This window comes from Bradyrhizobium sp. SBR1B, from assembly GCF_014198205.1.
Classification (GTDB): domain Bacteria; phylum Pseudomonadota; class Alphaproteobacteria; order Rhizobiales; family Xanthobacteraceae; genus Bradyrhizobium.
This window is the reverse complement of record NZ_JACIHC010000011.1, coordinates 80,858-102,456: the sequence shown is the minus strand read 5'-3', so window position 1 is coordinate 102,456 and position 21,599 is coordinate 80,858. Positions and strand designations below refer to the sequence as shown.

23 protein-coding genes and 1 pseudogene are annotated in these 21,599 nt (G+C 60.7%); 6 read left to right on the top strand and 18 right to left on the bottom strand.

Annotation, left to right across the window (positions count from 1 at the left end):
* The 7 genes from GGD61_RS25220 to GGD61_RS25190 form a co-directional block, all read right to left on the bottom strand.
* Entirely contained in the window at positions 1 to 1,134 is a 1,134-nt protein-coding gene (locus GGD61_RS25220; RefSeq protein ID WP_183231458.1) for an LLM class flavin-dependent oxidoreductase, read from the bottom strand.
* A 167-nt stretch (positions 1,135 to 1,301) separates the two neighbouring features.
* Complete coding sequence (locus GGD61_RS25215; RefSeq protein WP_210311180.1) at positions 1,302 to 2,096, bottom strand: creatininase family protein; 795 nt, start codon at positions 2,094 to 2,096, stop codon at positions 1,302 to 1,304.
* On the bottom strand, positions 2,097 to 2,861 hold the full coding sequence (locus GGD61_RS25210; protein ID WP_092252334.1) for an enoyl-CoA hydratase/isomerase family protein: 765 nt from the start codon (positions 2,859 to 2,861) through the stop codon (positions 2,097 to 2,099).
* Between the two features lie 102 nt (positions 2,862 to 2,963).
* Entirely contained in the window at positions 2,964 to 3,683 is a 720-nt protein-coding gene (locus tag GGD61_RS25205) for an ABC transporter ATP-binding protein (protein ID WP_183231457.1), read from the bottom strand.
* Entirely contained in the window at positions 3,676 to 4,401 is a 726-nt protein-coding gene (locus tag GGD61_RS25200) for an ABC transporter ATP-binding protein (protein ID WP_092252330.1), read from the bottom strand. The genes GGD61_RS25205 and GGD61_RS25200 overlap by 8 nt, the downstream gene beginning before the upstream one ends.
* Positions 4,398 to 5,429, bottom strand: coding sequence for a branched-chain amino acid ABC transporter permease (locus GGD61_RS25195; protein ID WP_312012735.1), 1,032 nt, complete (start codon positions 5,427 to 5,429; stop codon positions 4,398 to 4,400). The genes GGD61_RS25200 and GGD61_RS25195 overlap by 4 nt, the downstream gene beginning before the upstream one ends.
* Positions 5,413 to 6,246: a branched-chain amino acid ABC transporter permease gene (locus tag GGD61_RS25190; RefSeq protein ID WP_312012737.1), complete on the bottom strand. Its 834-nt coding sequence runs from the start codon at positions 6,244 to 6,246 to the stop codon at positions 5,413 to 5,415. Before GGD61_RS25190 ends, GGD61_RS25195 begins: the two co-directional genes overlap by 17 nt.
* Between GGD61_RS25190 and GGD61_RS40680 the strand changes: the two genes are divergently transcribed.
* Positions 6,163 to 6,372: a hypothetical protein gene (locus tag GGD61_RS40680; protein ID WP_246783236.1), complete on the top strand. Its 210-nt coding sequence runs from the start codon at positions 6,163 to 6,165 to the stop codon at positions 6,370 to 6,372. The genes GGD61_RS25190 and GGD61_RS40680 overlap by 84 nt on opposite strands.
* A 24-nt stretch (positions 6,373 to 6,396) precedes the next feature.
* On the opposite strand, the gene GGD61_RS25185 is transcribed toward GGD61_RS40680, so the two are convergent.
* Both GGD61_RS25185 and GGD61_RS25180 read right to left on the bottom strand, forming a co-directional pair.
* Positions 6,397 to 6,855 carry a flavin reductase family protein gene (locus GGD61_RS25185; RefSeq protein WP_246786035.1) on the bottom strand — a complete coding sequence of 153 codons (459 nt, stop codon included), beginning with the start codon at positions 6,853 to 6,855 and terminating at the stop codon, positions 6,397 to 6,399.
* Positions 6,856 to 7,011: 156 nt separating this feature from the next.
* Positions 7,012 to 7,365, bottom strand: coding sequence for a VOC family protein (locus tag GGD61_RS25180; protein ID WP_183231455.1), 354 nt, complete (start codon positions 7,363 to 7,365; stop codon positions 7,012 to 7,014).
* A gap of 675 nt (positions 7,366 to 8,040) precedes the next feature.
* On the opposite strand from GGD61_RS25180, the gene GGD61_RS25175 reads away from it, so the two are divergent.
* A complete protein-coding gene (locus tag GGD61_RS25175; protein ID WP_246786034.1) occupies positions 8,041 to 8,598 on the top strand; it encodes an Lrp/AsnC family transcriptional regulator in 558 nt (185 codons plus the stop codon).
* Between the two features lie 142 nt (positions 8,599 to 8,740).
* On the top strand, positions 8,741 to 9,817 hold the full coding sequence (gene ribB / locus GGD61_RS25170; protein ID WP_183231453.1) for a 3,4-dihydroxy-2-butanone-4-phosphate synthase: 1,077 nt from the start codon (positions 8,741 to 8,743) through the stop codon (positions 9,815 to 9,817).
* Here ribB and GGD61_RS40675 read toward each other — a convergent pair.
* Positions 9,814 to 10,026: pseudogene (locus tag GGD61_RS40675) on the bottom strand (hypothetical protein); the annotation flags it as partial. The gene ribB and the pseudogene GGD61_RS40675 sit on opposite strands and share 4 nt — an antisense overlap.
* 594 nt (positions 10,027 to 10,620) lie before the next feature.
* Here GGD61_RS40675 and GGD61_RS40670 point away from each other — a divergent pair.
* The 3 genes from GGD61_RS40670 to tal all read left to right on the top strand — a co-directional run bounded on the left by GGD61_RS40670 (position 10,621) and on the right by tal (position 13,632).
* The gene (locus GGD61_RS40670) at positions 10,621 to 10,905 is read left to right on the top strand and encodes a hypothetical protein (protein WP_246786033.1); all 285 of its coding nucleotides are present in this window, start codon (positions 10,621 to 10,623) and stop codon (positions 10,903 to 10,905) included.
* A 445-nt stretch (positions 10,906 to 11,350) separates the two neighbouring features.
* Positions 11,351 to 11,614 carry a hypothetical protein gene (locus GGD61_RS25160; protein ID WP_183231452.1) on the top strand — a complete coding sequence of 88 codons (264 nt, stop codon included), beginning with the start codon at positions 11,351 to 11,353 and terminating at the stop codon, positions 11,612 to 11,614.
* 932 nt (positions 11,615 to 12,546) lie between these two features.
* Positions 12,547 to 13,632, top strand: a complete 1,086-nt coding sequence (tal, locus tag GGD61_RS25155) for a transaldolase (protein ID WP_183231451.1) — start codon at positions 12,547 to 12,549, stop codon at positions 13,630 to 13,632.
* Positions 13,633 to 13,941: 309 nt separating this feature from the next.
* Here the strand turns inward: tal and GGD61_RS40665 are convergent, their stop codons facing one another.
* From GGD61_RS40665 to GGD61_RS25115, 8 genes are all read right to left on the bottom strand, one after another.
* Entirely contained in the window at positions 13,942 to 14,805 is an 864-nt protein-coding gene (locus GGD61_RS40665; RefSeq protein ID WP_246786032.1) for an NYN domain-containing protein, read from the bottom strand.
* A 15-nt stretch (positions 14,806 to 14,820) separates the two neighbouring features.
* Entirely contained in the window at positions 14,821 to 16,440 is a 1,620-nt protein-coding gene (ctaD, locus tag GGD61_RS25145; protein WP_183231450.1) for a cytochrome c oxidase subunit I, read from the bottom strand.
* A gap of 339 nt (positions 16,441 to 16,779) precedes the next feature.
* Entirely contained in the window at positions 16,780 to 17,019 is a 240-nt protein-coding gene (locus GGD61_RS25140) for a hypothetical protein (protein WP_183231449.1), read from the bottom strand.
* A gap of 105 nt (positions 17,020 to 17,124) precedes the next feature.
* Positions 17,125 to 17,859 carry an ABC transporter ATP-binding protein gene (locus GGD61_RS25135; RefSeq protein WP_183231448.1) on the bottom strand — a complete coding sequence of 245 codons (735 nt, stop codon included), beginning with the start codon at positions 17,857 to 17,859 and terminating at the stop codon, positions 17,125 to 17,127.
* Positions 17,856 to 18,590, bottom strand: a complete 735-nt coding sequence (locus tag GGD61_RS25130; RefSeq protein WP_183231447.1) for an ABC transporter ATP-binding protein — start codon at positions 18,588 to 18,590, stop codon at positions 17,856 to 17,858. The genes GGD61_RS25135 and GGD61_RS25130 overlap by 4 nt, the downstream gene beginning before the upstream one ends.
* Entirely contained in the window at positions 18,587 to 19,534 is a 948-nt protein-coding gene (locus GGD61_RS25125; protein WP_183231446.1) for a branched-chain amino acid ABC transporter permease, read from the bottom strand. Before GGD61_RS25125 ends, GGD61_RS25130 begins: the two co-directional genes overlap by 4 nt.
* On the bottom strand, positions 19,531 to 20,394 hold the full coding sequence (locus tag GGD61_RS25120) for a branched-chain amino acid ABC transporter permease (protein WP_028141337.1): 864 nt from the start codon (positions 20,392 to 20,394) through the stop codon (positions 19,531 to 19,533). The genes GGD61_RS25125 and GGD61_RS25120 overlap by 4 nt, the downstream gene beginning before the upstream one ends.
* 36 nt (positions 20,395 to 20,430) lie before the next feature.
* Positions 20,431 to 21,585 (bottom strand): amino acid ABC transporter substrate-binding protein, encoded by a 1,155-nt coding sequence (locus GGD61_RS25115; RefSeq protein ID WP_246786044.1) that lies wholly within the window; start codon positions 21,583 to 21,585, stop codon positions 20,431 to 20,433.
* Positions 21,586 to 21,599 lie beyond the last annotated feature (14 nt).

Here is a 21,599-nt window from a genome sequence, read left to right as displayed (position 1 = left end):
TTACTTGTTCTGGGTCCGCATCAGCCGGATCTGCCCGAGGATCTCCTCGGTCGGCCGCACGACGTTGTTTCCGTCGTTGAAATGCGGGATGACGTAGCGACCGACCATGTCGATCGCCTCCATGATCTTTTCGTGCGGGACCGAGTCCATGTGCAGCAGCACCTCGTCGATCCCCATGGCCTCGAACTTCTCGATCTGACGAATGACCGTATCGGGGCTGCCGCACACCGTCGTGGCCGACTCGTTGACCAGATAGTCCCAGTCGTTGGCGGCACGCTCCATCGACGGCACGCTCTCTCCCATGTACTTGTAGTCATCGGCAATCGCCGCGAGACGCGGATAGGCATCGGTCGAGATCTTGGCATAGTGCATCAGTGGGCCGGCATAATCCGCCTTGGCCTGCTCGTCCGTTTTCCCGATACCGATGAACAGCGGAATGCCGATACGCGGACGCTGCAGCGGTCCCCCCTCGTCGCGTTTCCAGTTCTTCTGATAGGCACCGATCAGCTTCTGTTGCGCTTCCCAGCCCTGATAGATGTTGCTGCTCATCACGGCGAAGCCCTGCGAGGCCGCCCAGACGTGACTGCGCTCGCTGGTCGCCGCGATCCCGATCACCGGATGCGGCTTCTGCAGCGGCTTCGGAACCAGCTGGCGCGGAGGGATCTGGTAGTACTTGCCGTCAAACGTGAAAATGTCCTGGCGCATCGCCCTTTTCAGCAGCGCCAGTCCTTCTTCCATCTGCGCCAGCGTTTCGTTCGGATCGACGTTGAACGCCCGCATCGCGATGGTGGTGTTGGCGCGGCCGCCGTAGAATTCCATGCGGCCGTTGGACAGGATGTCAGTCACCGCAAGCCGCTCGGCCGAACGCAAGGCGTGGTTGATGCGCTGCGGCATCAGCGTCACGGCTGCGCGCAGCTTGACGCGCGACGTCACCGCGGCCAGATAGCCGAACACCACTTCGGGCGCCGAGCTCGAGATCCCGCCCAGTGCCACGTGCTGCTCGGAGAGCGCGACACAGTCGAAGCCGACTTTCTCGGCCAGACGGACTTCGTCGACGAGTTCGTGAAGCCTGCGCGAGTAACTGTGGCCGACCTGGGTTTCCTGTTCAGACCAGAACCCGAACGTAAGTGCCATGTCTCAATCCTCTTAGCTTTCGAGATGCCAGAGGGTTTCATAGGCGGGGCGATATTTTCGCCCGAAAGCCGCGTTCCGTAGTCAAGCTTTCCGAATTTTATGCTGTCAGTATTCGCAACATGGCAGACGCCGGGGGAATCTTCGCCGCGCAGCGGACGGGCTGACCGTCAACGGCGGGCGCTGTCGTCTCCGGCCTCGCTATCGAAGGTCTTGATCAGCAACTCGGCGACCGCCGCGAGGCACGCTTCGCCGATGCTGTGGCTCGAGCCGAACGGACTTCCGATCACGCCGTTATGCGAAACCGATCGGATGCCGTTCTTCCACATCAGCTCGAGGTCAGCCTCCGACAAGCCGCCAAGATGGCCCACCTCGAAGCGGTCCGGTCTGACGCTGTCGGGCCGAATGACCATCATCAGCGACGTCTCGGCGATATCGGCGTGGCCGCCGACAGCCGACACGTCTCCTCCGGCTTCGCGCACCGCATCGCGCCACGTGTCGATCCATTTCGTCGAGTCGACGAATGCCTGGATCGCAACATCCGAGGGGACGGCCCCACGCAAGCGACCGAGCATGTCCTTCAGGACCGGAAAATTGCCGATGTGGCCCGAGTGAATCAGGATGCGCTTGAAGCCGTGCCGCGCCAGGCTCGTGCAATAATCGACACAAATCGCTTCTAGCGTCTCCGGCCGCAGCGAGATCGTGCCCGGGAATGGCAGATGGTGAGACGAGCAGCCGACCCTGATGGTCGGCGCCACCAGCGTGTTGCCGCGGCTGCGCGCGATCCGCTCGGCCAGAGCATCGGCATGATCCGCATCCATGCCCAAAGACAAATGCGGTCCATGCTGCTCGACGGCCCCCAGCGGGATCACCACCGTCGTGCACCCATCGGCCAGCGCCGCGGCGACTTCCTCGTGGCTCATCTGCTCCAGATAGATCTGATCGGGATATCCACGCGCCATCATTCAGCCCTTACTGTTCCTTGACAAAAACCTCGCACGCACATTAATCGAGCTCTCGTCTGTGACATAGGCGTCGAGGTCGGCCACGGTCATTTCTTCGAGCGCCTGATCACTCATTTGCCTGGTGAGGTTGAGCGATCGTTTGATGGCGTGGAACAGCTTGCGGTCTTTCTGCCGCAACGCGCCGCACACGTCTCGCGCTCGGGACGCGACCTCCTCGGTCGCGACGATCTCGTTCACAGCGCCAATCGCCACGGCGCGCTCCGCGCCGACGAGCTCGCCCCAATACAGCAGCTCTTGTGCCGCCCGCACGCCGAGCTTCTCGACGGCCCGGCGCATGCCTTTGGTCACCGGCAGCAGGCCGTGGTTGATTTCCGGGAACCCAATCTTGCACGCCGCATCGGCCACGACATAGTCCGCATGCAGCAGAAACTCCAGGGCGCCTCCGACCGCATAGCCGCGGACGGCGCAGACGATCGGACCCGGATAGTTCTCCATCGCCACGAGAAGTTCGTGGAAGAACCGGATGCGCGGCCTCGCGACATCGATCCCGACGACTTCCTTGATGTCGCCGCCTGCGCTGAAGAAGCGGTCGCCGCCTCCGGTGAGCACGATGCCGGGCGGTTTCTCGTCATCGGCAAAGCGCCGGATCGCCTCCAGCAACTCGACGATGAGTTGAGCATTCAGCGCATTGGCCGGCGGCCGGTTCATCGTGACCGTGACCAGGTCTTGATCACGCTCGATCAGGAGAGCAGTGGCAGTGTTCATAAGTGAGACCCAAGCGAGAGCGGCTGCAACAGCCGGGGAACGGTGGACCAAGCGGCGGCAACGAGAGCGGCAATGTCCGACGCCTCGCCGAGACGGCGCGCCTCACAATCCCAAATAGGCGCGCTGGACATCGGGGTTCTCGAGCAGATCGCGGCTCGATCCGTGTAACACCACGGAGCCGTTCTCGAGCACATAGCCGCGGCTGCTCAGCGCGAGCGACTTGGCGACATTCTGCTCGATGAGAAGGACCGTGATGCCCTGCTCGTTGAGGGATTTGACGACGCCGAACATTACGTCGGTCAGCGCCGGCGACAGCCCGATCGACGGTTCGTCGAACATCACGATTTCCGGCTTCGACATGATCGCGCGACCGATCGCCAGCATCTGCTGCTCGCCGCCGGAGAGCGTGCCGGCGAGCTGGTCGCGGCGTTCGCGAAGTAGCCCGAACAGGTGATAGACGGAATCAAGCGTGTTTGCCCGGTCGTGCCTGGCCCGCTTCAGCGAGCCTCCGATCAGCAGATTGTCCTCGACAGAGAGCGCACCGAAGATCTGGCGGCCCTCGGCGACCTGAGCGATGCCCATTTCGCAGATGTCCCACGGCGGTCGCCGGGAGATATCGACTCCGTCGAACCTGACGGAACCGCCCGACGACGGCACGATCCCCGCGATTGATCGGATCAGAGAGGTCTTGCCGGCGCCGTTGGCGCCGACCACGCAGATCAGTTCACCCCTGCCGACGCGGAGCGACACGCCGTTCAGCGCATTGGAGCCGTCATAGGCCACGCACAGATCGTCGATGGCGAGAAGCGCGTCGTCAGGCATGGAAGCCGGCTCCCAGATAACTTTCCAGCACCGCAGGATCCGCCACCACCTCTGACGGTTTGCCCTCGGCGATCTTGGCGCCGTGGTGAAGCACCACCACGGTCGATGCCACCTCCATCACGATCCGCATCACGTGCTCGACCAGCAGGATCGTCAGTCCGCCCTCGGCGAGCCTGTGCAGCACGCCGACGACACCGGCCGCTTCGGTCGGACGCAGCCCCGCCATCACTTCGTCGAGCAGCAGCAGCTTGGGGCGGGTCGAAAGCGCCTTCGCCATCTCCAGCATCTTGCGATCGGGCAACGTCAGCTGATCCGTCCGGGCATTCGCCTTGCCGGCGAGCCCGACATTGTCGAGCGACTCATACGCCTTGTCCCGCGCCTCCTTGACGTTCGTCGTCCAGCTGAAGGCGCCCACCATGGCATTCTCCAGCACCGACATATCTTTCATCGGCCGAACGATCTGGAAGGTGCGGGCAATGCCCATGCGGCACACCGCTTCGGGCGGCTCGCGCTCGAGCGAACGCCCCTCGAACAGCACCTGCCCGGCGGTCGGTCTCAGCGCCCCGGCCACGAGATTGAAGCAGGTGGTCTTGCCGGCGCCGTTCGGCCCGATCAGGGCGGTGATGCGGCCCGCCTGCAGTGAGAAGCTGACGTCATTGACCGCGACCAATCCAACGAACGCTCTGGTCAGGTTCTTCACTTCGAGCAGCGCGGTCATTCCTCGACCTTCCGCAGTTGTGGGATCCGGCCGCGCGCCGGCAGCTGGATCGCCCCGTAGAGCCGGACGATCGACGGCCAGATGCCGTCGGGCAGAAACCACACGACCAGGATCAGCACCGCCCCGTAGGCGACGCTGTTCAGTCCGGGGAGCCCCAGGGCGTCGCCGAGAGCTCCCATGGCGTGATGCAGCGGGATTGCGGCCATCGAGCCGACCAGGGGGCCGAACGCCGTGCCCAATCCGCCGACCACGGGGCCGATCAGGACGTCGACCGAGATCGCCATGCCCATGATCGAATCCGGAAAGATCGCGCCCTGCACCAGGCCCAGCACGCCGCCGCCGATCGCGGCCGTCGCGGCCGATATCGAGACCACCAGCACCTTGTGGCGAAACGTCCGTACCCCCAGCGCGCGGGCGGCCTCGTCGTCATCCCGCATCGCCCGCCAGACATAGCCCCAATAGGACCGCGAGATCAGCTCCGTTCCCGCGACGCCGATGGCCGCAAGCGCGAGCGCGACGAAGTAGTAGAACCGCGCGTCACCGCGCAGCATCCCGAGGTCGATCGCGCCGCTCGGCGCCTGATAGAACAGGCCCTGCATGCCGCCGACATAGTCCCACCCGCCGAACATGATTCGGGCGAATTCGGCGGCTGCGATCGTGAGCAACGCGAAATAGATGCCACGCACCTCGAAGCGGAAGCTCAGCCACGCCAGCACCGCGCCGACGAAGCCCGCAATCACCGCGCCCAGCAGCAGACCGATCCACGGGGTGACGCCGTATTTGATGTTGAGGATCGCCACCGCATACGCGCCGATTCCAACGAACAGCGCGTGACCGATGGATAGCTGCCCGCCGATCCCGAGCATCAGGTTCCACGATTGTCCCATGAAGGTGAACAACAGGACGATCGTCAGAAGCGAGATGACGTATGCGTTGGACATGCCACCCACCACGGCCAGGGCGGCGAAGACCAGAGCGCCGGCGCCCCAACGCTTGATGTCGCTGGCTTGATCAGATGTCCTTTGCACCGAAAAACCCCCTCGGACGGAAAATCAGGATAATGATCAGGAGCGCGTAAGGGAGTGCTGTTTTCATCGACGGCGTGAACATCAAGGCCGCGATCGCTTCGGCGACCCCGATCGTCAGGCCGCCCAGAAGAGCGCCGCCGAAGCTGCCGAGACCGCCGACGATCACCGTCACGAAGGCCAGCAGCGTGAAGTCGACGGCGAGATAGGGCTGCGCATCGAACAGCGGCGAGATCAATGCGCCGGCGACGCCAGCGGAGGCGGCTCCGATGCCGAAGGTCACCGCATAGACCCGAGGGATATTCAGCCCGACCACCAGTCCGCCCAGTCGATTATTGGCGGCGCCCCGCAGCGATCGGCCGAATGCGGAGTACTTCAGATAGGCTCCCAGTGCGGCGATCAGCAGTCCGGCCGTAGCGGCCGCCTGGATGCGGGCCCAATCCAAGGTGAGCGGTCCCACGCTCACGGTCTGGAAGGACAACTGAGACGCCGTCGGCCGCGGATCCGGACCGAACGACATCAGCAATACGCCGCTGAAAAGCAGTGAGAGGCCGATGAAGACGATGAACTGATAATGATGCGGCCGATTGACGAACCGCTTCACGACTAGCGTCTCCAGCAGATAGCCGAACACGAACATGACAACCGCGGCGATCGCGGCGGCTAAAACGATCGGGATGTCCCAGATTCGAACGGTCCAGTATCCGATGTAGATCCCGAACACGACCATCTCGCCATGAGCGAAATTGACCACGCGCATGACGCCGAAGATGATCGTGAGACCGAGCGCGACGAGCCCGTAAACCAGCCCGATGAGCACCCCGCCGGCGATGACATTGAGCCAGAGCGACAGCATCAGCGACCGACCGCCGATGGATGCGCGATAGAAAGTCTTCGTCTTCCTTGCATGCTGATCGGTTCCATCTTGGCTGTAGCGGAAACGTAGCGGCGCCTGACGTCGTCCTGTGTTTCAGACCGCCTTTGGCGCGGCGAAACATCCGTCGATGTAGACGAGCGACTCACATCCGGCCCTCGTGGTCTGAGCCACCACCTCTCCGGTGAAAATGGTGTGACTACTGTCGCTGTAAGCATTCACCACGCGGCAATCGAAGCTGCAGACCGCGCCGACCAGACTTGGTGCTCCGGTTTTGAGATCGCACCACAAACCGTCACCGAAGCGGATATCGCCCTTGCTGCCGTCCTGCCCGGAAAACTTGAGCGCCAGATCGCGATGCTCGACCCCTAGAATATTCCAGCAGAACGACCCACTGCTGAGAATGATGTCGTGCGCACCGGCAGATCGATTGACGCAAACCAGCACGCTGGGCGGAGCCGCCGACAGCGAGCAGCCCGCCGTCAGTGTCAGACCATGGCGGTTCGGCGCCCGGCCTGTCGTGACGATCGACACGGTGCCCGGCACGCTGCGCATCGCAGCACGGAATGCTGCGGCATCGAGTGGGCTCGTTTCGGACATCGGCGGTGTTGCGGACGGCATGGCTACGACCCTTGGATTCATGGGATGGATGCGCCCTCTTTGTCTGGTTGTGAGTCCGGGCATGCAGCGCTGCCCCGGTGAACGTCTGAGCTATCCGGCTGCTTGATAGAACTGGATGACGTTGCCGCCCGGATCCCGCACCTTCACCGCACGGCCGTGACTTTCCATGTCCCGGACCGCGCCGACTTGCGCCCCCATGGCTGCGGCACGCTCCACGGCGGCATCGAGGTCATCGACATCGAAGACAAGAACGGCATCTTGCAGCTGGTCCGAGACCGACTCCGTCGGTCCGGCGACGCAGAAAGCAGCCGCATCGCTCACGAACTGGATCCACTTGCCGGGATCAGCGAAGCGCACCTTAAGACCCAGGCCTTCGTAGAACTCGGCCAGGCGTCCAGGATCGTTCGCTGTCAAATAGACTTGCTTCAGTTTCACGCTCGACATCCAAACCGTCGCTACCCAAGTGCGATCGTGGGTGGATAGTCGCCCGAGCCTCACAGCATTACTGCTTGAACAACGCCTGTCACAGAAGCTTCATCAGCATTTTATGCTGTAACGACTTGTCGAGTCGCTAGATCCAACTCTGCATCCGGCCGATCTTTGCCATTTTCTGGTTGACGAGGGTGGGCGTCGTTGCTGCCGAACCTTTTGTCTCGCGCAACGCCCGCGGCGTGGTCAGCGACGTGGGACCGGGGCCACACGCGACGACAGGCGGTTGTACGAAACAGGGCAGCTCTCGACATCGAGCTCTGCTGCACGTCCCGTCAAGTGACATGGGGAGCCAATCGATGGAGCGGCGGGCATTACATCTTGACCGAATCCGTGGATCAACGTCGGCCTGCATATCGCATAGGCAAAAATGTATCGGAAGTAGGCAACTAACCTCCTGATCGCAATGCACAATGCGAAGGTTGACGGTTTTTCGATACAAATCGACGATTTGTCGAAATCCCACAAGCGCAATTGCGGTTAGCTTTTACCACGCGATTGTCATCAACCCGCAAACGACGGTGATACGCGCCGCAGAAGACTGCCATACTTGGGAGATACGCGATGTCGACAACCTCTCTCGACAGAATAGATATCAAGATCCTCAACGAGCTCCAGCAGAATGCGAGCTTGACCAATGTCGAGCTCGCATCACGCGTCAATCTCTCGCCGTCGCCGTGTCTGGCACGCGTCAGAACACTCGAAAAGCTCGGCGTGATCGATCGACGGATCGCCCTTCTCGATCCCGCCGTGCTCGGCATTGGTGTAACGGCTTTCATCCAGATCAAGCTGGAAAAGCAGGTCCAGACGTCCCTCGAGAATTTCACCCGATCCATCGACCGGCTGGCCCAGGTAATGGAATGCTATCTCATGACCGGTGAGAGCGACTACATGCTCCGCGTCATGGCGGCCGACATCGAAGATCTCGAAGACCTGATTGTCAACAAACTATCCCGCATTCCCGGCGTCAGCAGCATTCGATCAAATCTGGCCCTCAAGCGCATTTCGCACAAGACCGTGCTGCCGATCGACGCCAATCGGCCGGTCACCGTCAAGGCTTGCGCCACCCCCTCGCGCCCTCTGGAGCGCTCACGAAGACCCCGATACGACCCAACCGGTCCTTTGCTGTCCGATGCGCCGATCGGGCTCGACACCAATCGTCCCAGCTACAGCGTGGAAAGGCTATGAGGCGCCCCGCCATGGGCTCCGGCCAGTTGGCAATAATGGTGAAGTTAAGATCGGCAGAGTGCTCGAGCGGCGCTGCGAGCCTGACAATCCGCACACGACCCAACGCGAGCACCCGTCGGTTCCAGCGAGCAGAGCGACCGAGATGACGGGATCGATCGAAGCGGCCCTGCAGGCGCTCGCCGACGGCGAAATCGTCGTGGTCACCGACGACGACGATCGCGAGGGCGAAGGGGACCTCGTCGTTGCCGCCTCGCGGTGTACGGCTGAGAAGATGGCCTTTATCATTCGCCATACATCGGGAATCGTCTGCGCTCCGATTACCCTCGAAGACGCGAGACGCCTGCGGCTCGACCCGATGGTTGTCAACAACGACTCGGCTCACACCACGGCGTTCACCGTGTCAGTGGACTACCGGCCGGATAACGGTACGGGCATCTCGGCCGAAGAGCGGGCATCGTGCTGCCGTGCACTCGCCAACCCCAACGCTGGCGCCGGCGATTTTTGCCGGCCGGGACACGTTTTCCCGCTGATCGCAAAAGAAGGGGGCGTACTCATGCGCTCGGGTCACACCGAGGCCGCCGTCGACCTGTGCAGACTGGCAGGTCTCGAGCCGGTCGGTGTCATCAGCGAACTGATGAACGACGATGGCTCGGTGATGAAGGGTCCGCAAGTCGCGGCGTTCGCCGACAAGCACAAGCTGAAACAGGTCACCATCGCAGACCTCATCAGCTTCCGGCAGGCCCGCGAGACGCTGATCGAGCGCGTCTCGAGCGTCACGGCGGAGAGCTCGATCGGCCCGCTCCAGGGCTATTCGTATCGCTCGCCGTTCGACCCCATTCATCACGTCGCCTATATCTACGGAGAACTGGGCGACGGCACCAACGTCCTCACGCGCTTCTACAAACCCAACATCCTGCGCGATTTGTTCTCGGGTCAGGAACGGGCCAAGATGAACGTCATTCTGCAACGCTTCAAGGATAATGGCAGCGGCGTGCTCGTCTATCTGCGCGACGGCGCGGCGGGCGTTCCGCCTGCGCCGCTAGGCCCGATCAGTTCGCGCGAAGACGACCGTAATCGGCAATGGCGCGAGATCGGCGTCGGCGCCCAGATCCTGCGGGATCTCAAGATCAGCTCCATCCGTCACCTCACGTCGTCGACGCATCACTTCAAAGGATTGTCAGGCTTCGGCATCGAGATCGTCCGAAACGAAGCGCTCTAACTCCAGCCATCCGCGTTTCGAAAGTCCATTGAGCGCGTCCCGCACCTCAGGCATCCGGCGAAGCTTGCAGTTCGTCTCGCGACGGATCTCCCCGGCCCAGTCTGGCCGGCCTCGCGCTCGGAGAAGTAGCGCGCCGGCGGCTTGCCAAGCGCCTTCTTGAACATGGTGATGAACGCGCTCCCCGACTCGTAGCCGAGCGCCCCGGACACGGACTGAAACGTGTTGCCAGCAGAGCGCGCTTGACGAACAGGAAATGCGCGACAACAGCGTTGAACCCGCGAACTTTCAAAATTGCCGAACGCTTGATGGCAATCGCACAGGAGCTGTTGCCTGCTGGCGCAATCCGCGGTCCAAATATCTCGCCCATCCAAATGATCAAGTATCGTGCAACGGGGTCCGAGATCAGCCAGTCCGGTCCATCATGGGCAAGTTTGAGCTAACTCCAGCAATCGACGTCCAATTCGAGTCGAAGAGGCACAGAGACACCCCTCCTCCCTCATCACCGCGGCGGTCGCCACCACCTACGCCACGTCGCTGCGGTACGAGCGCCATTTCATTGTCGCCGGGCGAGCGCGTTTAGGCAGACCATAGCGCTGCCGCAGGAGCCGCGGCATCGCCGGGAACAGCCGGTCATCGCGGTGCCGCACGACGGGCAGACATTGATACGCGCGCGGCACGCTTTGATCTTCACGCCGGCCTCTTTCACGCAGGCGGTTAGCCGGACGGTGTGCGCGCCGTCCGGGCTCTTTTCCAGCTTTCGCGATCTCCACCCGAGAGATCGTATTGAAGCAGAAGGAGTTGTCATGCTGCCCTTTCAAAAAATCGCGCTCACCGCATCTGACTATCCACGGCTCGAACAACTCGCCCGCCTTGCCGCCCAACAAGGAGACTTGGACGGCATCTTCCTTATGGGTGAGATCAACAGGGCCGAGATCGTACCCGAAGAGTCGGAAGATCTCGCCTCATTCGTAACTAAGATCCTGGATCACCTATTCCATCAACTGGGGCGTTCCTCGGCGGAGGGTCCAACTGGTCTGGCCCGAAGAGTGTCAATCGGATCTTGCCCGCATTTCAGTTTTGACCGCTAGGTGCAGCTTTGATCGGACTCCAGGTCGGCGACCGAATGCTATACTTCGTTGCCGGCTGTTTGAACGTTGTCAGGGTGCAAATGTGACCCAGTCAGATGCCAAGGTAGTCCCACTCGTGCGCAGGGCGGCGCGTCGGCAGCGCAAGCCATTTGATGATGACCCAGGACCATCTGGGGCATAGCAAAGATCAATGGCCAATTTCGAAGCCGAGAAGCGTCAGCGGATCGACTTCGAGACACCCGGCAGGCGAAAAGGAGATCTGACCGTTCTGTCGGTTTCGGAATGACAGCCAGACAGATCGGTGGATCGGCGATGCAGGACCCACCATACGAGCGCGGCTTAGAGCACGTTGTTCCCTCGTAAATGCCACGGATCAGTCCGGCCGCCGCAAACTTGCAGCCCCACGCACTTAAAGGCTCGTCGGGCGGAAGAACGGGAGCAGGATATGAGGAAGATTAAAGGCGCGGAAATCGCTCTGTTGACCATTCTAACAGCCATATTGTTGCTCACCGGCGCTGGAACTCTTGTTACGTGGGGAGCGACCACCGGTGTGGAAATCGGAAAGCATGGCTGGATAGCTCTTGGCCTCGGAACATTCTTCTCCCTGCTAGTCGGTTGCGGGCTGATGGCTCTGATGTTTTTCAGCAGTCGCAGCGATCACGACGATATGGCTGACCCCTTCCGTCGGATAGAGGTACAGGTCCGATAGTCGTATCGTGCCCTCAAAGACGGCCAGACAGTCGCCACGGAGGAGAAATATTCGACTCTCTGAAACTAAAGGACGCCCGTTGAGTCTTTGCACTCTATCGGGCCCAACAGTGCCGGGGCCAACGCAATGGCCTCCTCCATCGCGCCCTTCGAAAGCCGGTGCCCGGCGACGCTGATGACGTAGTCGGTGCAGCCGACCACCCGGACGTATCCGTCCTGTCTGGGTATCCGGCGTCGGCCGTGATGAGGTAGCAGGCGTAACGCTGCAGATAGCCCTCCTCGAATCGATCGTTCGCGTTCCAAAGGGTGACGACCGCGCCAGGCCGGAGCGCCAGCTTCGGCCCGACCTCACCCGTGCTTGATCGGCAGGATGCCGAGGCAATCGGGTTCGCAGCGATGGACCGTCTGGTAGCACATCAACAAACGCATCGACTTTGCGCTGCAAACTCTCTCATTTCGATCAGCGCGTCTGCCGGACGGGATCCAATCCCTCGGCTTGTTTGTCGTTCTTCGGGTGCCGTCCGCGGCTAATCTGGGCCAAGTACTCTTTCGCAGTGGCGCAGTTCGAGTCGACTTCACTAGCATCACCAATAGAGATCTTAATGGATTAAGCCCGCTTGCCGCGCGCATCAGGTCGCCTTGGACGCTAAAGGTCCTCCGCCGCCTTAAGCATGAAGTTTGTTCTTAACTCTCAGGAAAATTCGTTTGTCTGAAGTAAGCGTCAGGCTCACGATAGAGCGTCAGACAGTTTGTCGCTTGTCAAATGCGCACAAGAGACAAAACTAACGGCGTGACGTTAAGCGCGACCTTTGAATATCTAATGTGCTTCGGTGTGAACAACGGCGTCATCCAATCCGTCGCCGGACGACCGGAGCACATCTGTCGCCTGGCGCCGACGTCTATGCCCGTCGCATTCAGCACGGAGGTAGCGCAATGAATCCGACAAGAACGCTTCACGATTTCGGTCAAAGCTTGTGGCTCGACAACATCACTCGCGATTTGCTGAACGACGGCACTTTGCAACGCTACATCGACGAGCTCTCGGTAACGGGACTGACGTCGAACCCCGCAATCTTCGATCATGCGATCAAAAACAGCGCAACCTATGACGTCGAAATTTCCCGGCAAGCGTTGCCGACAAAATCGGCTGAGGATCTTTTTTTCGATCTGGCTCTGGCAGATTTGACCCGCGCCGCCGAGTTGTTTCAACCTGTTTTCGTCCGGACAAATGGGATCGACGGCTGGGTGTCGCTGGAAGTCTCGCCCGCCTTAGCTCATGACAGCGACAAGACCGTCGAGGCGGCGCTCGAGCTTCACCGGCGTGGCGGCAAGCCCAACCTGTTCATTAAGATTCCCGGCACTGCGGAAGGGCTGCCTGCCATCGAGGCGGCTATCTTTGCCGGCGTTCCCATCAACGTCACGCTGCTTTTTTCGCGCGAGCAATTCGTCGCGGCTGCCGAGTCCTACCTGCGCGGCGTCGAGCGGCGCATCGCGGCGGGGCTGAATCCGGCAGTCGCCTCGGTCGCCTCGCTCTTCGTCAGCCGCTGGGATGTCGCAGTCGCCGACAAGGTTCCGGGCGCGCTGACAACCCGGCTCGGCATAGCCGTCGCTCAGCGGACCTACAAGGCTTATCGAGAGTTGTTGGCCTCCCCGCGCTTCCTGCGCGCCGCCAACGCCGGCGCACTACCTCAGCGCCTGCTATGGGCCAGCACCGGCACCAAAGATCCGCGCGCCTCCGATATCCTCTACATCAAAGCACTCGCGGCACCTTTCACGATCAATACGATACCGGACGCTACCCTCAAGGCCTTTGAAGACCACGGCGAGGTCGACACGACGCTCGGTCCTGACGGAGGAGACTGCGAGAGGGTTCTCGCCGAATTCCTGAAGGCCGGCATCGATATCGACCTACTCGCTGCCAAGCTGCAGAACGACGGAAACCAGTCTTTCGTCAAGTCTTGGAAAGATTTGATGGGCCGTATCAACTCCAAGGGGATCGCGATCCGCAAAGCGAGCTGACGTAGACGGTTATAACGTCCCGTACACCAGGCTTTGTGCGGGAGCATTAGGCCGGTCACCCGCGCCATGCCCCGCCTTTCTATAAAGCTGCAGCCTATCCCGTGCCCGTGCGCGGCGCCGCGGCTCGATCGGCGATCGCGGTCCCGCAAGACCTATTCAAGCGCCGCTTGTATCTCGCCATTCTCGCGCATCGCATGGAGTGCTATTCACTCAGACCTGATAGAGCCTGTTTTTCGCCTTATGCCAATTGAGGTCGGGCGCCCTGTTCATCCACCAGACCGGCCCGCCCCACCCGGTGCTTGCTTTACCTCATTCACGGCTCGATGCGCAGGAGCTTCGGCATTCTGGTCCTTGCCGGCCCTTGGCATCCCGGACCGGCCGCTTGGCCGTCATCGGGCGCTTGACGCACGTCAAGCGCCCGTCATCTTCGATATCCGGATTGGCCATCCCCCATGGGTGACTGCGCACGACGAAATAGCGTCCATCGGGCTTCACCTTTACGTTTACGCCGATTTCCGCCGCGCTCGCGGGTCGCCAGCGGGGGCATTTCAAAGCCCCGAAAATGACTTGGATATTGCATCGAGTTTGCGCTGCTAACTCTCTCCATTCGTCCAGCGCGTCTATCTCTGGATTGAATTCCTTAGCGTTGCCAACTCGAGGAACGCGTCTGCTTGCCGTCTCAGCTCTTCGGATGCCATCGCCGGTGTGGTCTGTACACTCGACACGACCGTGACTCTGCCCCCCCAAACGCTGAAGCGCTTCGACGAGGGCACGAAAATCGCCGTCGCCAGAGAAAAGGAACAGTTCATCCAGTTGCGGAGCGATCTCGAGCGCGTCAATGGCGAGGTCTATACCAATGCTGCGTCTCGACCTCCTACCCTCATCCTCATGGCGCTTGATCAACTTCGTACGGACGGTGAACCGATTGACCTCGAGCCAGTCAGTGAGACGCTGAACGTCGCCGGCCGCGCTTTCTCTTATCGTCAAGTAGAAGTAAGAACGGACTATGGTCCCGGATTTTTCGAATTCCAGCAATAATCTTTTGTAATCGATCTCGAAGCCAAGGTTTCTCGCTGTCCGATCCAGATTGGCTCCATCGATGAAGAGCGCTCTTCGTCCTGTCATGCCTCTTGCTTCCGCGGCGATCTGAGCCGCCTGCTTCTTTCGCGCCAACGTGCGCAGTGGTTCCTAATGATCTCCCGAAATCCGAGGCAATACTTGGAATTGGTGGAACGGCGGCGGAGACGAAAGCGTCCACTCCAGCGTAGTCGCGCCGGGCCCCCACGGGTTGCCCGCTGCCGTCTCTTTCCGGACGAAGGCATACACCATGGTCACGAAGAACGTGATCAGACCGGCGGCGGAGAGATAGGACCCGACGGAGGCAATCTGATTCAGGCCACCGAATGCGTCTGGATAGTCTGCTATTCGTCGCGACATTCCCGACAATCCGAGAAAATGCATAGGGAAAAACGCAATGTTGACGCCGACAAACGTCAGCCAGAAGTGCAGTTTACCGAGGGTTTCCGAAAACATGTATCCGGTCATTTTCGGAAACCAATAATACCAGCCTGCAAAAATTGCGAACACGGCACCAAGCGACAGGACGTAATGGAAATGCGCAACGACGTAGTAGGTGTCCTGCAGCGATCGGTCGATGCCCGGATTGGCAAGCACAACGCCGGTGACTCCTCCGATCGTGAAGACGAATATGAATCCAACTGCCCACAGCATCGGCGTCCTAAAGGCTATCGAGCCGCCCCACATCGTCGCGATCCAGGAAAAGATCTTTATGCCCGTCGGCACAGCGATAACCATGCTGGCCAAGGCGAAATACGCCTGCGCGCTGCTGGACATGCCGACGGTGTACATATGATGGGCCCAGACGAGGAATCCGATAACCCCAATCGCAAGCAGCGCATAGACCATCCCCAGATAGCCGAAGATCGGCTTGCGGCTGAACGTGGAAACGACATGGCTCACGATGCCGAAACCCGGCAGGATCATGATGTAGACCTCGGGATGACCGAAGAACCAGAACAGATGCTGATACAGGATTGGGTCTCCGCCGCCTTCGGGCGCGAAGAACGTCGTTCCGAAATTACGGTCGGTGAGAAGCATGGTAATGGCGCCGGCCAGTACAGGAAGAGACAGCAGCAGCAGGAAGGCCGTGACGAGGACCGACCAGACGAACAATGGCATCATATGCATCGTCATGCCGGGCGCTCGCATATTGAAGATCGTCGTGATGAAGTTGATCGAGCCGAGAATCGACGACGCACCCGCGAGATGCATCGACAGGATCACGAAATCGACTGCCGGTCCCGGATGACCAGCGGTCGACAACGGGGCGTAGAGCGTCCACCCGGTGCCGGCGCCATCTGATCCAGGCGCGCCTTCGACGAACATCGAAATGATGAGCAGAGCAAACGACGCCGGCAGCAGCCAGAATGAAATGTTGTTCATGCGCGGAAACGCCATGTCCGGCGCGCCGATCATGAGCGGCACCATCCAGTTGCCGAATCCGCCCATCATCGCAGGCATCAGCGTAAAGAAAATCATGATCAGACCGTGGCCTGTTACGAATACGTTGTAGACGTGCGGGTCCGTGAAGATCTGCAGGCCGGTATGCTGCAATTCCATCCGAATCAAAACCGAAAAGGTTCCGCCGATAAAACCTGCACATATGGCGAGCACGAAGTACATCGTGCCGATATCCTTGTGGTTAGTCGAATAGAGATAGCGACGCCAGCCGCCTGGATGTGCCTGCCCCCCATCGTGCGCGTCACCGACTGTCGACATGGTTGTCATCGCCAATTCCGATCAAGCTTGGAACGCTAGACCTGCTTGCCTCACGACCTTCAAAGCAAGTGGTTGCATCTATCTTCCATCAGAGCACCCGAGCGGCAATCGATTTTAATTGCAGCTTAAATGCATGATTCTTGATCGCTGAAATTCGCGTCCTTCTTCCAGGCCCACGTCAGAGACGTTGCGGCCCACGGTCCATTTGGATGGCGCGATGTCACATGTGGCTCTCTGGCGATGGAAGACTTGGGCCAAAGGAGCGGGACCAACCTCTTCGCCGGCAGCGGAGCGCCATGTCCGCTTCAGACCAAGCGAGCCTTTGCGCCCGCCGCTCGTGTCACTCGCCTAAGATCGCCAGGAAGGCCTCGAGTATCTGGGAACCACCACCGGATACATCTCGTGGACCTTCCGAAATTCGCGTGCGATCTCTTCGTAGCCGACTGCGTCGAGGAAGTCGCAGATCACCGTTTCGGCGCTACCGTGCACGTTGCAGCCGTCGTTGCTCGGTTGCAGCGATTTCAGTTTAGCGATCGTATCATGCTTGATGACAGTGTGCTCGAATTGCGGTTTGGGCAAAACCGGCATTTCAACGTACTCCCCTTTCCGGCATGGCACGAAACTGTCTTTCCACCGCGCCTTCACATCGAATCGACCTTCCTCGATACGGTCGTTCCGTCGCAGGCCGAGGTCTCAAAGCCCGAGATACGCACGTCGGACTTCTGGATCGTGGACGAGCTGCTTGGCGGACCCGCTGCGAGCGATATGTCCGGTTTCCATGACGTAACCTCGGTCGGCAACCGACAGAGCCAGATTGACGTCCTGTTCGACCAACAGAACTGTCACGCCCTCGCTGCGGATCGCCACCAGCGCATCGATCAACTGCTCGACGACCACGGGTGCCAGTCCCAAGCTCATCTCGTCGATCATCAAGAGGATCGGAGCGGCCATCAATCCGCGGGCCATCGCGCACATCTGCTGTTCGCCTCCCGACAAGCTGCCGGCAAGCTGACGCCGGCGCTCCGCCAGGCGCGGAAATAGAGAGTACATTCTGTCCAGGTCTCGGCTTATTCCAGACTTGTCCGCGCGTACGAACGCGCCCATCAACAGATTGTCCCGTACGCTCATGCGGTCGAAGAGCTGACGACCTTCAGGAACCTGCACGAGGCCGGCTCTAAAGGCACCGTCGGACGTCATCGGCAAGAGGTTCCGGGAATTTAAGGTCATGCTGCCCTGGCAGGGAAGCACGCGCGACAGTGCGCGCAGCAGGGTGGTTTTGCCTGCTCCGTTGCTGCCGACCAGTGCCACGACCTCGGCCGGGTAGATCTTCAGGGTTACGTCCTGCAAGACCGGCATTCCGCCGTAGCCCGCACTTACTCCGCGCACGTCAAGCAGCGGGACCGCTTTGGCTGCCGGGTCCAATTTCATGCCCGCCTCTTGCCGAGATAGGCCTCGACGACCGTTTGGTTCGACAGGACGCGGCCCGGATCGCCCTCGGCGATCTTCACGCCATGATTCAGCACCAGCAGCCGATCCGACAGACTCCTGATGGCCTTGATGACGTGCTCGATGACAAGGACGCTGATCCCCTCATTGCGAACTTTGCGGATCACTTCGATCACGTCTTCGATCTCGACCTGATTGAGACCCGCCATGACCTCATCGCACAGAAGAACCTTCGGCTTCATTGCCAACGCCTTTGCCAGCTCGAGCCGCTTGCGGCCCGGCCCCCCCAATTCGTCGGCTCGCTGATCGATATTTTTGGCCAGTCCGACGAAATCGAGCTGAGCGCGGGCCTGCTCGCGGGCTCTCGCCATTTGGACCTGTCCACCTCCCCGTCCGAACAGCGCCCCCACGGCGACGTTGTCCAGAACCGATAAACCGGGAAAGGGACGCATGACCTGGAAGGTGCGGCCTATACCCAGTCTCGCACGGCGATATGCAGGCAAGCGGACGATGGACCTTCCTTCGAAGAGGATGTCGCCGGAGCTGGGAGCCAGCGTTCCGCTTATTAGGCTGACTAGCGTAGATTTGCCTGCACCGTTCGGACCGATCAGGCCGAGGATCTCGCCGCGCAGCAGCATGAAGCTGACGTCGTCGACGGCGACCAAGCCCTCAAAGCGCCGGGTGACGTGGCTGATTTCGAGCATCGCCGTCATAGCTGGTGGCTCCGAATATTTTCGGCGAAGTAGCGCCAGCCCGTGTTGCGAAAGCGCCGCAGCACGTCGGCCAGACCGCGCGGCATCAAGACGACCGCGACGACGACGATAACGCCGAAGAACAGACCCGCGAGACTGGTGATCTCGCTCGACAGAAGCTCGGAGACCGCCGAAAGCGAAAGCGCCCCGACGACGGGGCCGAAAACCGTCCCGGGTCCGCCAAATACCGCCATGATGATCATCTTGACGTTCAGGCCGATATCGAATGCGCTTTCCGGGTCGATGAACGTAACCCAATAGGCGTGAATGCCGCCCGCCAGCGCACTGAATACGCCCGAGATGGCGAAAGCCACGGTTTTGTAGAGGGTCGTATTGACACCCATCACCGCCGCGCCTTCCTCATTTTCGCGGATAGCGATCAATCCAAAGCCGAAGCGGCTGCGTGTCAGCCAGTAGACGGTCAGCGTCGCGAGCACGAGCAGCACCAGCGACAACTCGTAAAACAGCGGGTCGTTGTTGAGGGGCGGCAAGACGAGTCCAACGTTCCGCCCCGCCAGTTTCACGTTGGAGACGATCGCGGCCATGACCTGGGCGAGCGCCAGCGTCGCGATGGCGAAGTAGTGTCCCCTCAGCCGCAACACCGGCATCCCGATGAGCACGGCAAACACGACCGCAAGCGCCGCGCCGAACAGGAGGCCGCCCCCGAAAGGCAATTGCCACTGCGCCATCGCAATGGCCACGCCGTAGCTGCCTAGCCCGTAGAAAACCGAATTGCCGAAGGAGGCATAGCCCGCATAGCCTCCAATGACGTTCCAGCCCTGCGCCAGAACAGCGAGAAGCAGGGCATTGATGCCGAACTGGATGAGCACGTCCGAACCGAACCACGGCACCGCCACTAGGACGGCAAGCGCGGCCAGAAGTAGCATAGTGCGTGCCGCCCTCATGCCGCTTTCCCGAGCAGACCGTTGGGGCGCACGATCAGCACCAACACCAGCACGCCGAAGCTTGCCACGTCGGAGAAGGTCGATCCGATATAGAGCGCGGTCAGGGACTCCAGGATTCCCAGGAACAAGCCGCCGACGATCACGCCGAGCGGATTGTCCAGTCCGCCGATGATCGAGATGGCAAAGGATTTGGCCGTCAGCGCCGCGCCGATATAGGGGTTGATTTGCGATACCGTTCCGTAGAGGCCTCCGGCGGCGCCAGCCAGCGCAATCCCAATTCCAAACGTCATGGCGTAGAGGTGCCGGGGCTCGACGCCGTAGAGCCGGGCCGCAACCAGATTTTGCGCGGTGGCGCGGATCGCACGACCGAGCTGTGTGCGCAGCAAGAAGAGCCACATGCTGACCGTCAGCAGGATCGCAATGCCGAACGCCAGAAGACGTGACACCGGCAGTACCACCGTCCCCAAGGCGATGCTGTTGCCGGCATAGGGCGGGTTGATGGTACGAAAGTCGGCTGAAAACGCCAACTGAGCCAGGTAGGTGAGCACGACCTCGATCCCGAAGGTCACCAGCAGAGTGTTGAACATCGGTGCCCTGACAATCAGGTTCAAAAGGCCTCGCTGCACGCCGTATCCCACCGCGAACATCACCACGGCAGCCAGCGGCAGCCCCAGAAACGGGTCGATGCCGGCATAAGTGTACAGGTACCAGGACACATAGCCGCCGAGCATGATGAACGCGCCATGCGCAAGGTTGACGATATTGAGGACGCCCCAGACCAGGGCGAGACCGAGCGCCATCACGGCGTACAGACCGCCCAGGAGCATTCCGTTGACAAGAACTTGCGCAAGCAGGTCCACATCTTCCCCTTCTCAGTCGAAGGCTTCGCAGTGTGCCTAGCGCGCGTCCCAGGCCGGCATGGGATATTTCGGCGGCGCGATCTTGCCATTGCCGCCGTAAATCGCGATCAAGCGGTCCCCTTGGACCTGAATGACCGTCTGGGGCAGATCGATCTGGCCGTTCTCATTGAATGCAACCGGACCATACAGGCTGTCGAACTTCACTTTCGAGAGCGCGTCGCGCACCTTCGCGGGATCCGTCGAGCCTGCAATTTCTGCGGCCTGCACCAGCGCTTCCACGTCGGCGACGCCCGAGGCGGCATGATAATCGGGGTCGTAGCCGAACTTCGCCTTGTAGACGGCCGCGAACTGCGCGGCATCGCCAAACCAGCGGTCCTTCAGGTCTGCCGAAGGTAGCCAGGCCGTCATGCCGAAGGCGTAATCGGCGTCCTTGCCCAGCGCCTTGCGGAAATCCTCGCTGGGAACGCCCACAGTGAAGGAATACATCTTCGGAGCGACCGCCAGGCTCTTCGCCTGTCGCACGAAGTTCAGGATCTCGGTTTCATGACCGGCGACCAGCACCGCATCGATGTTCTTGCTTTTGATCTGCGACAGAAGCGAACTGAAGTCGGTGGCGTTCGTGCTGTATCGCTCGTCCATGACCATCGTCAGACCCGCCTTCTTCAATTTTGGTCGAGTCCCCTCCGCCACCGAAACGTCGAAGGCATCGTCCGCGTACAGTAGCGCGACCGATTTGGGCGCGGGATCGAGCCCCTTCAACATCTCGATTGTCGAGCCAAAGTAGTTGCTGGCCGGCGCCAGCGTCCCGAAGATGTACTTGAAGCCGCGCGAGAAGATCTGGTCGGACGCGCCGCCCCCCTGCACCATTGGAATCCTGTATTTTTCGGACACGGCCGAATCCGCAAGCGCGAAATTGCTCGCAAACGGCCCCAGCAGGAAATCGACCTTGTCCTGCGAAACCAACTGCGTGTACTGACGCACACTCAAGTTCACGTCGGACTGATTGTCGTAGAGCTTGAGCGCGAGCTTGTACGATTCATCGCCGATCTTGATGCCGCCCGCGGCATTAACGCGATCGACCGCGAGCTGATAGGCGTCGCGATAGTAGCGGCCGGTATTGGCGACGGGTCCCGTCAGCTGTACCGACGCTCCCAAGACGATCTCCTTTGCAAGGACCTCGCCCGACGGCATCGAGACGGCTGCGG

Bases quoted from the DNA above. Each gene is read 5' to 3' on its own strand.
- GGD61_RS25135 (WP_183231448.1), bottom strand. From the start codon at position 17,859: ATGAAATTGGACCCGGCAGCCAAAGCGGTCCCGCTGCTTGACGTGCGC.
- GGD61_RS25160 (WP_183231452.1), top strand. From the start codon at position 11,351: ATGAGGAAGATTAAAGGCGCGGAAATCGCTCTGTTGACCATTCTAACA.
- GGD61_RS25140 (WP_183231449.1), bottom strand. From the start codon at position 17,019: ATGCCGGTTTTGCCCAAACCGCAATTCGAGCACACTGTCATCAAGCAT.
- GGD61_RS25185 (WP_246786035.1), bottom strand. From the start codon at position 6,855: ATGCGCAGCGTGCCGGGCACCGTGTCGATCGTCACGACAGGCCGGGCG.
- GGD61_RS25125 (WP_183231446.1), bottom strand. From the start codon at position 19,534: ATGAGGGCGGCACGCACTATGCTACTTCTGGCCGCGCTTGCCGTCCTA.
- tal (WP_183231451.1), top strand. From the start codon at position 12,547: ATGAATCCGACAAGAACGCTTCACGATTTCGGTCAAAGCTTGTGGCTC.
- ribB (WP_183231453.1), top strand. From the start codon at position 8,741: ATGACGGGATCGATCGAAGCGGCCCTGCAGGCGCTCGCCGACGGCGAA.
- GGD61_RS25205 (WP_183231457.1), bottom strand. From the start codon at position 3,683: ATGCCTGACGACGCGCTTCTCGCCATCGACGATCTGTGCGTGGCCTAT.
- GGD61_RS25200 (WP_092252330.1), bottom strand. From the start codon at position 4,401: ATGACCGCGCTGCTCGAAGTGAAGAACCTGACCAGAGCGTTCGTTGGA.
- GGD61_RS25220 (WP_183231458.1), bottom strand. From the start codon at position 1,134: ATGGCACTTACGTTCGGGTTCTGGTCTGAACAGGAAACCCAGGTCGGC.
- GGD61_RS40670 (WP_246786033.1), top strand. From the start codon at position 10,621: ATGCTGCCCTTTCAAAAAATCGCGCTCACCGCATCTGACTATCCACGG.
- GGD61_RS25115 (WP_246786044.1), bottom strand. From the start codon at position 21,585: ATGCCGTCGGGCGAGGTCCTTGCAAAGGAGATCGTCTTGGGAGCGTCG.
- GGD61_RS40680 (WP_246783236.1), top strand. From the start codon at position 6,163: ATGAGCGAAATTGACCACGCGCATGACGCCGAAGATGATCGTGAGACC.
- ctaD (WP_183231450.1), bottom strand. From the start codon at position 16,440: ATGACAACCATGTCGACAGTCGGTGACGCGCACGATGGGGGGCAGGCA.
- GGD61_RS25215 (WP_210311180.1), bottom strand. From the start codon at position 2,096: ATGATGGCGCGTGGATATCCCGATCAGATCTATCTGGAGCAGATGAGC.
- GGD61_RS25210 (WP_092252334.1), bottom strand. From the start codon at position 2,861: ATGAACACTGCCACTGCTCTCCTGATCGAGCGTGATCAAGACCTGGTC.
- GGD61_RS25180 (WP_183231455.1), bottom strand. From the start codon at position 7,365: ATGTCGAGCGTGAAACTGAAGCAAGTCTATTTGACAGCGAACGATCCT.
- GGD61_RS25130 (WP_183231447.1), bottom strand. From the start codon at position 18,590: ATGACGGCGATGCTCGAAATCAGCCACGTCACCCGGCGCTTTGAGGGC.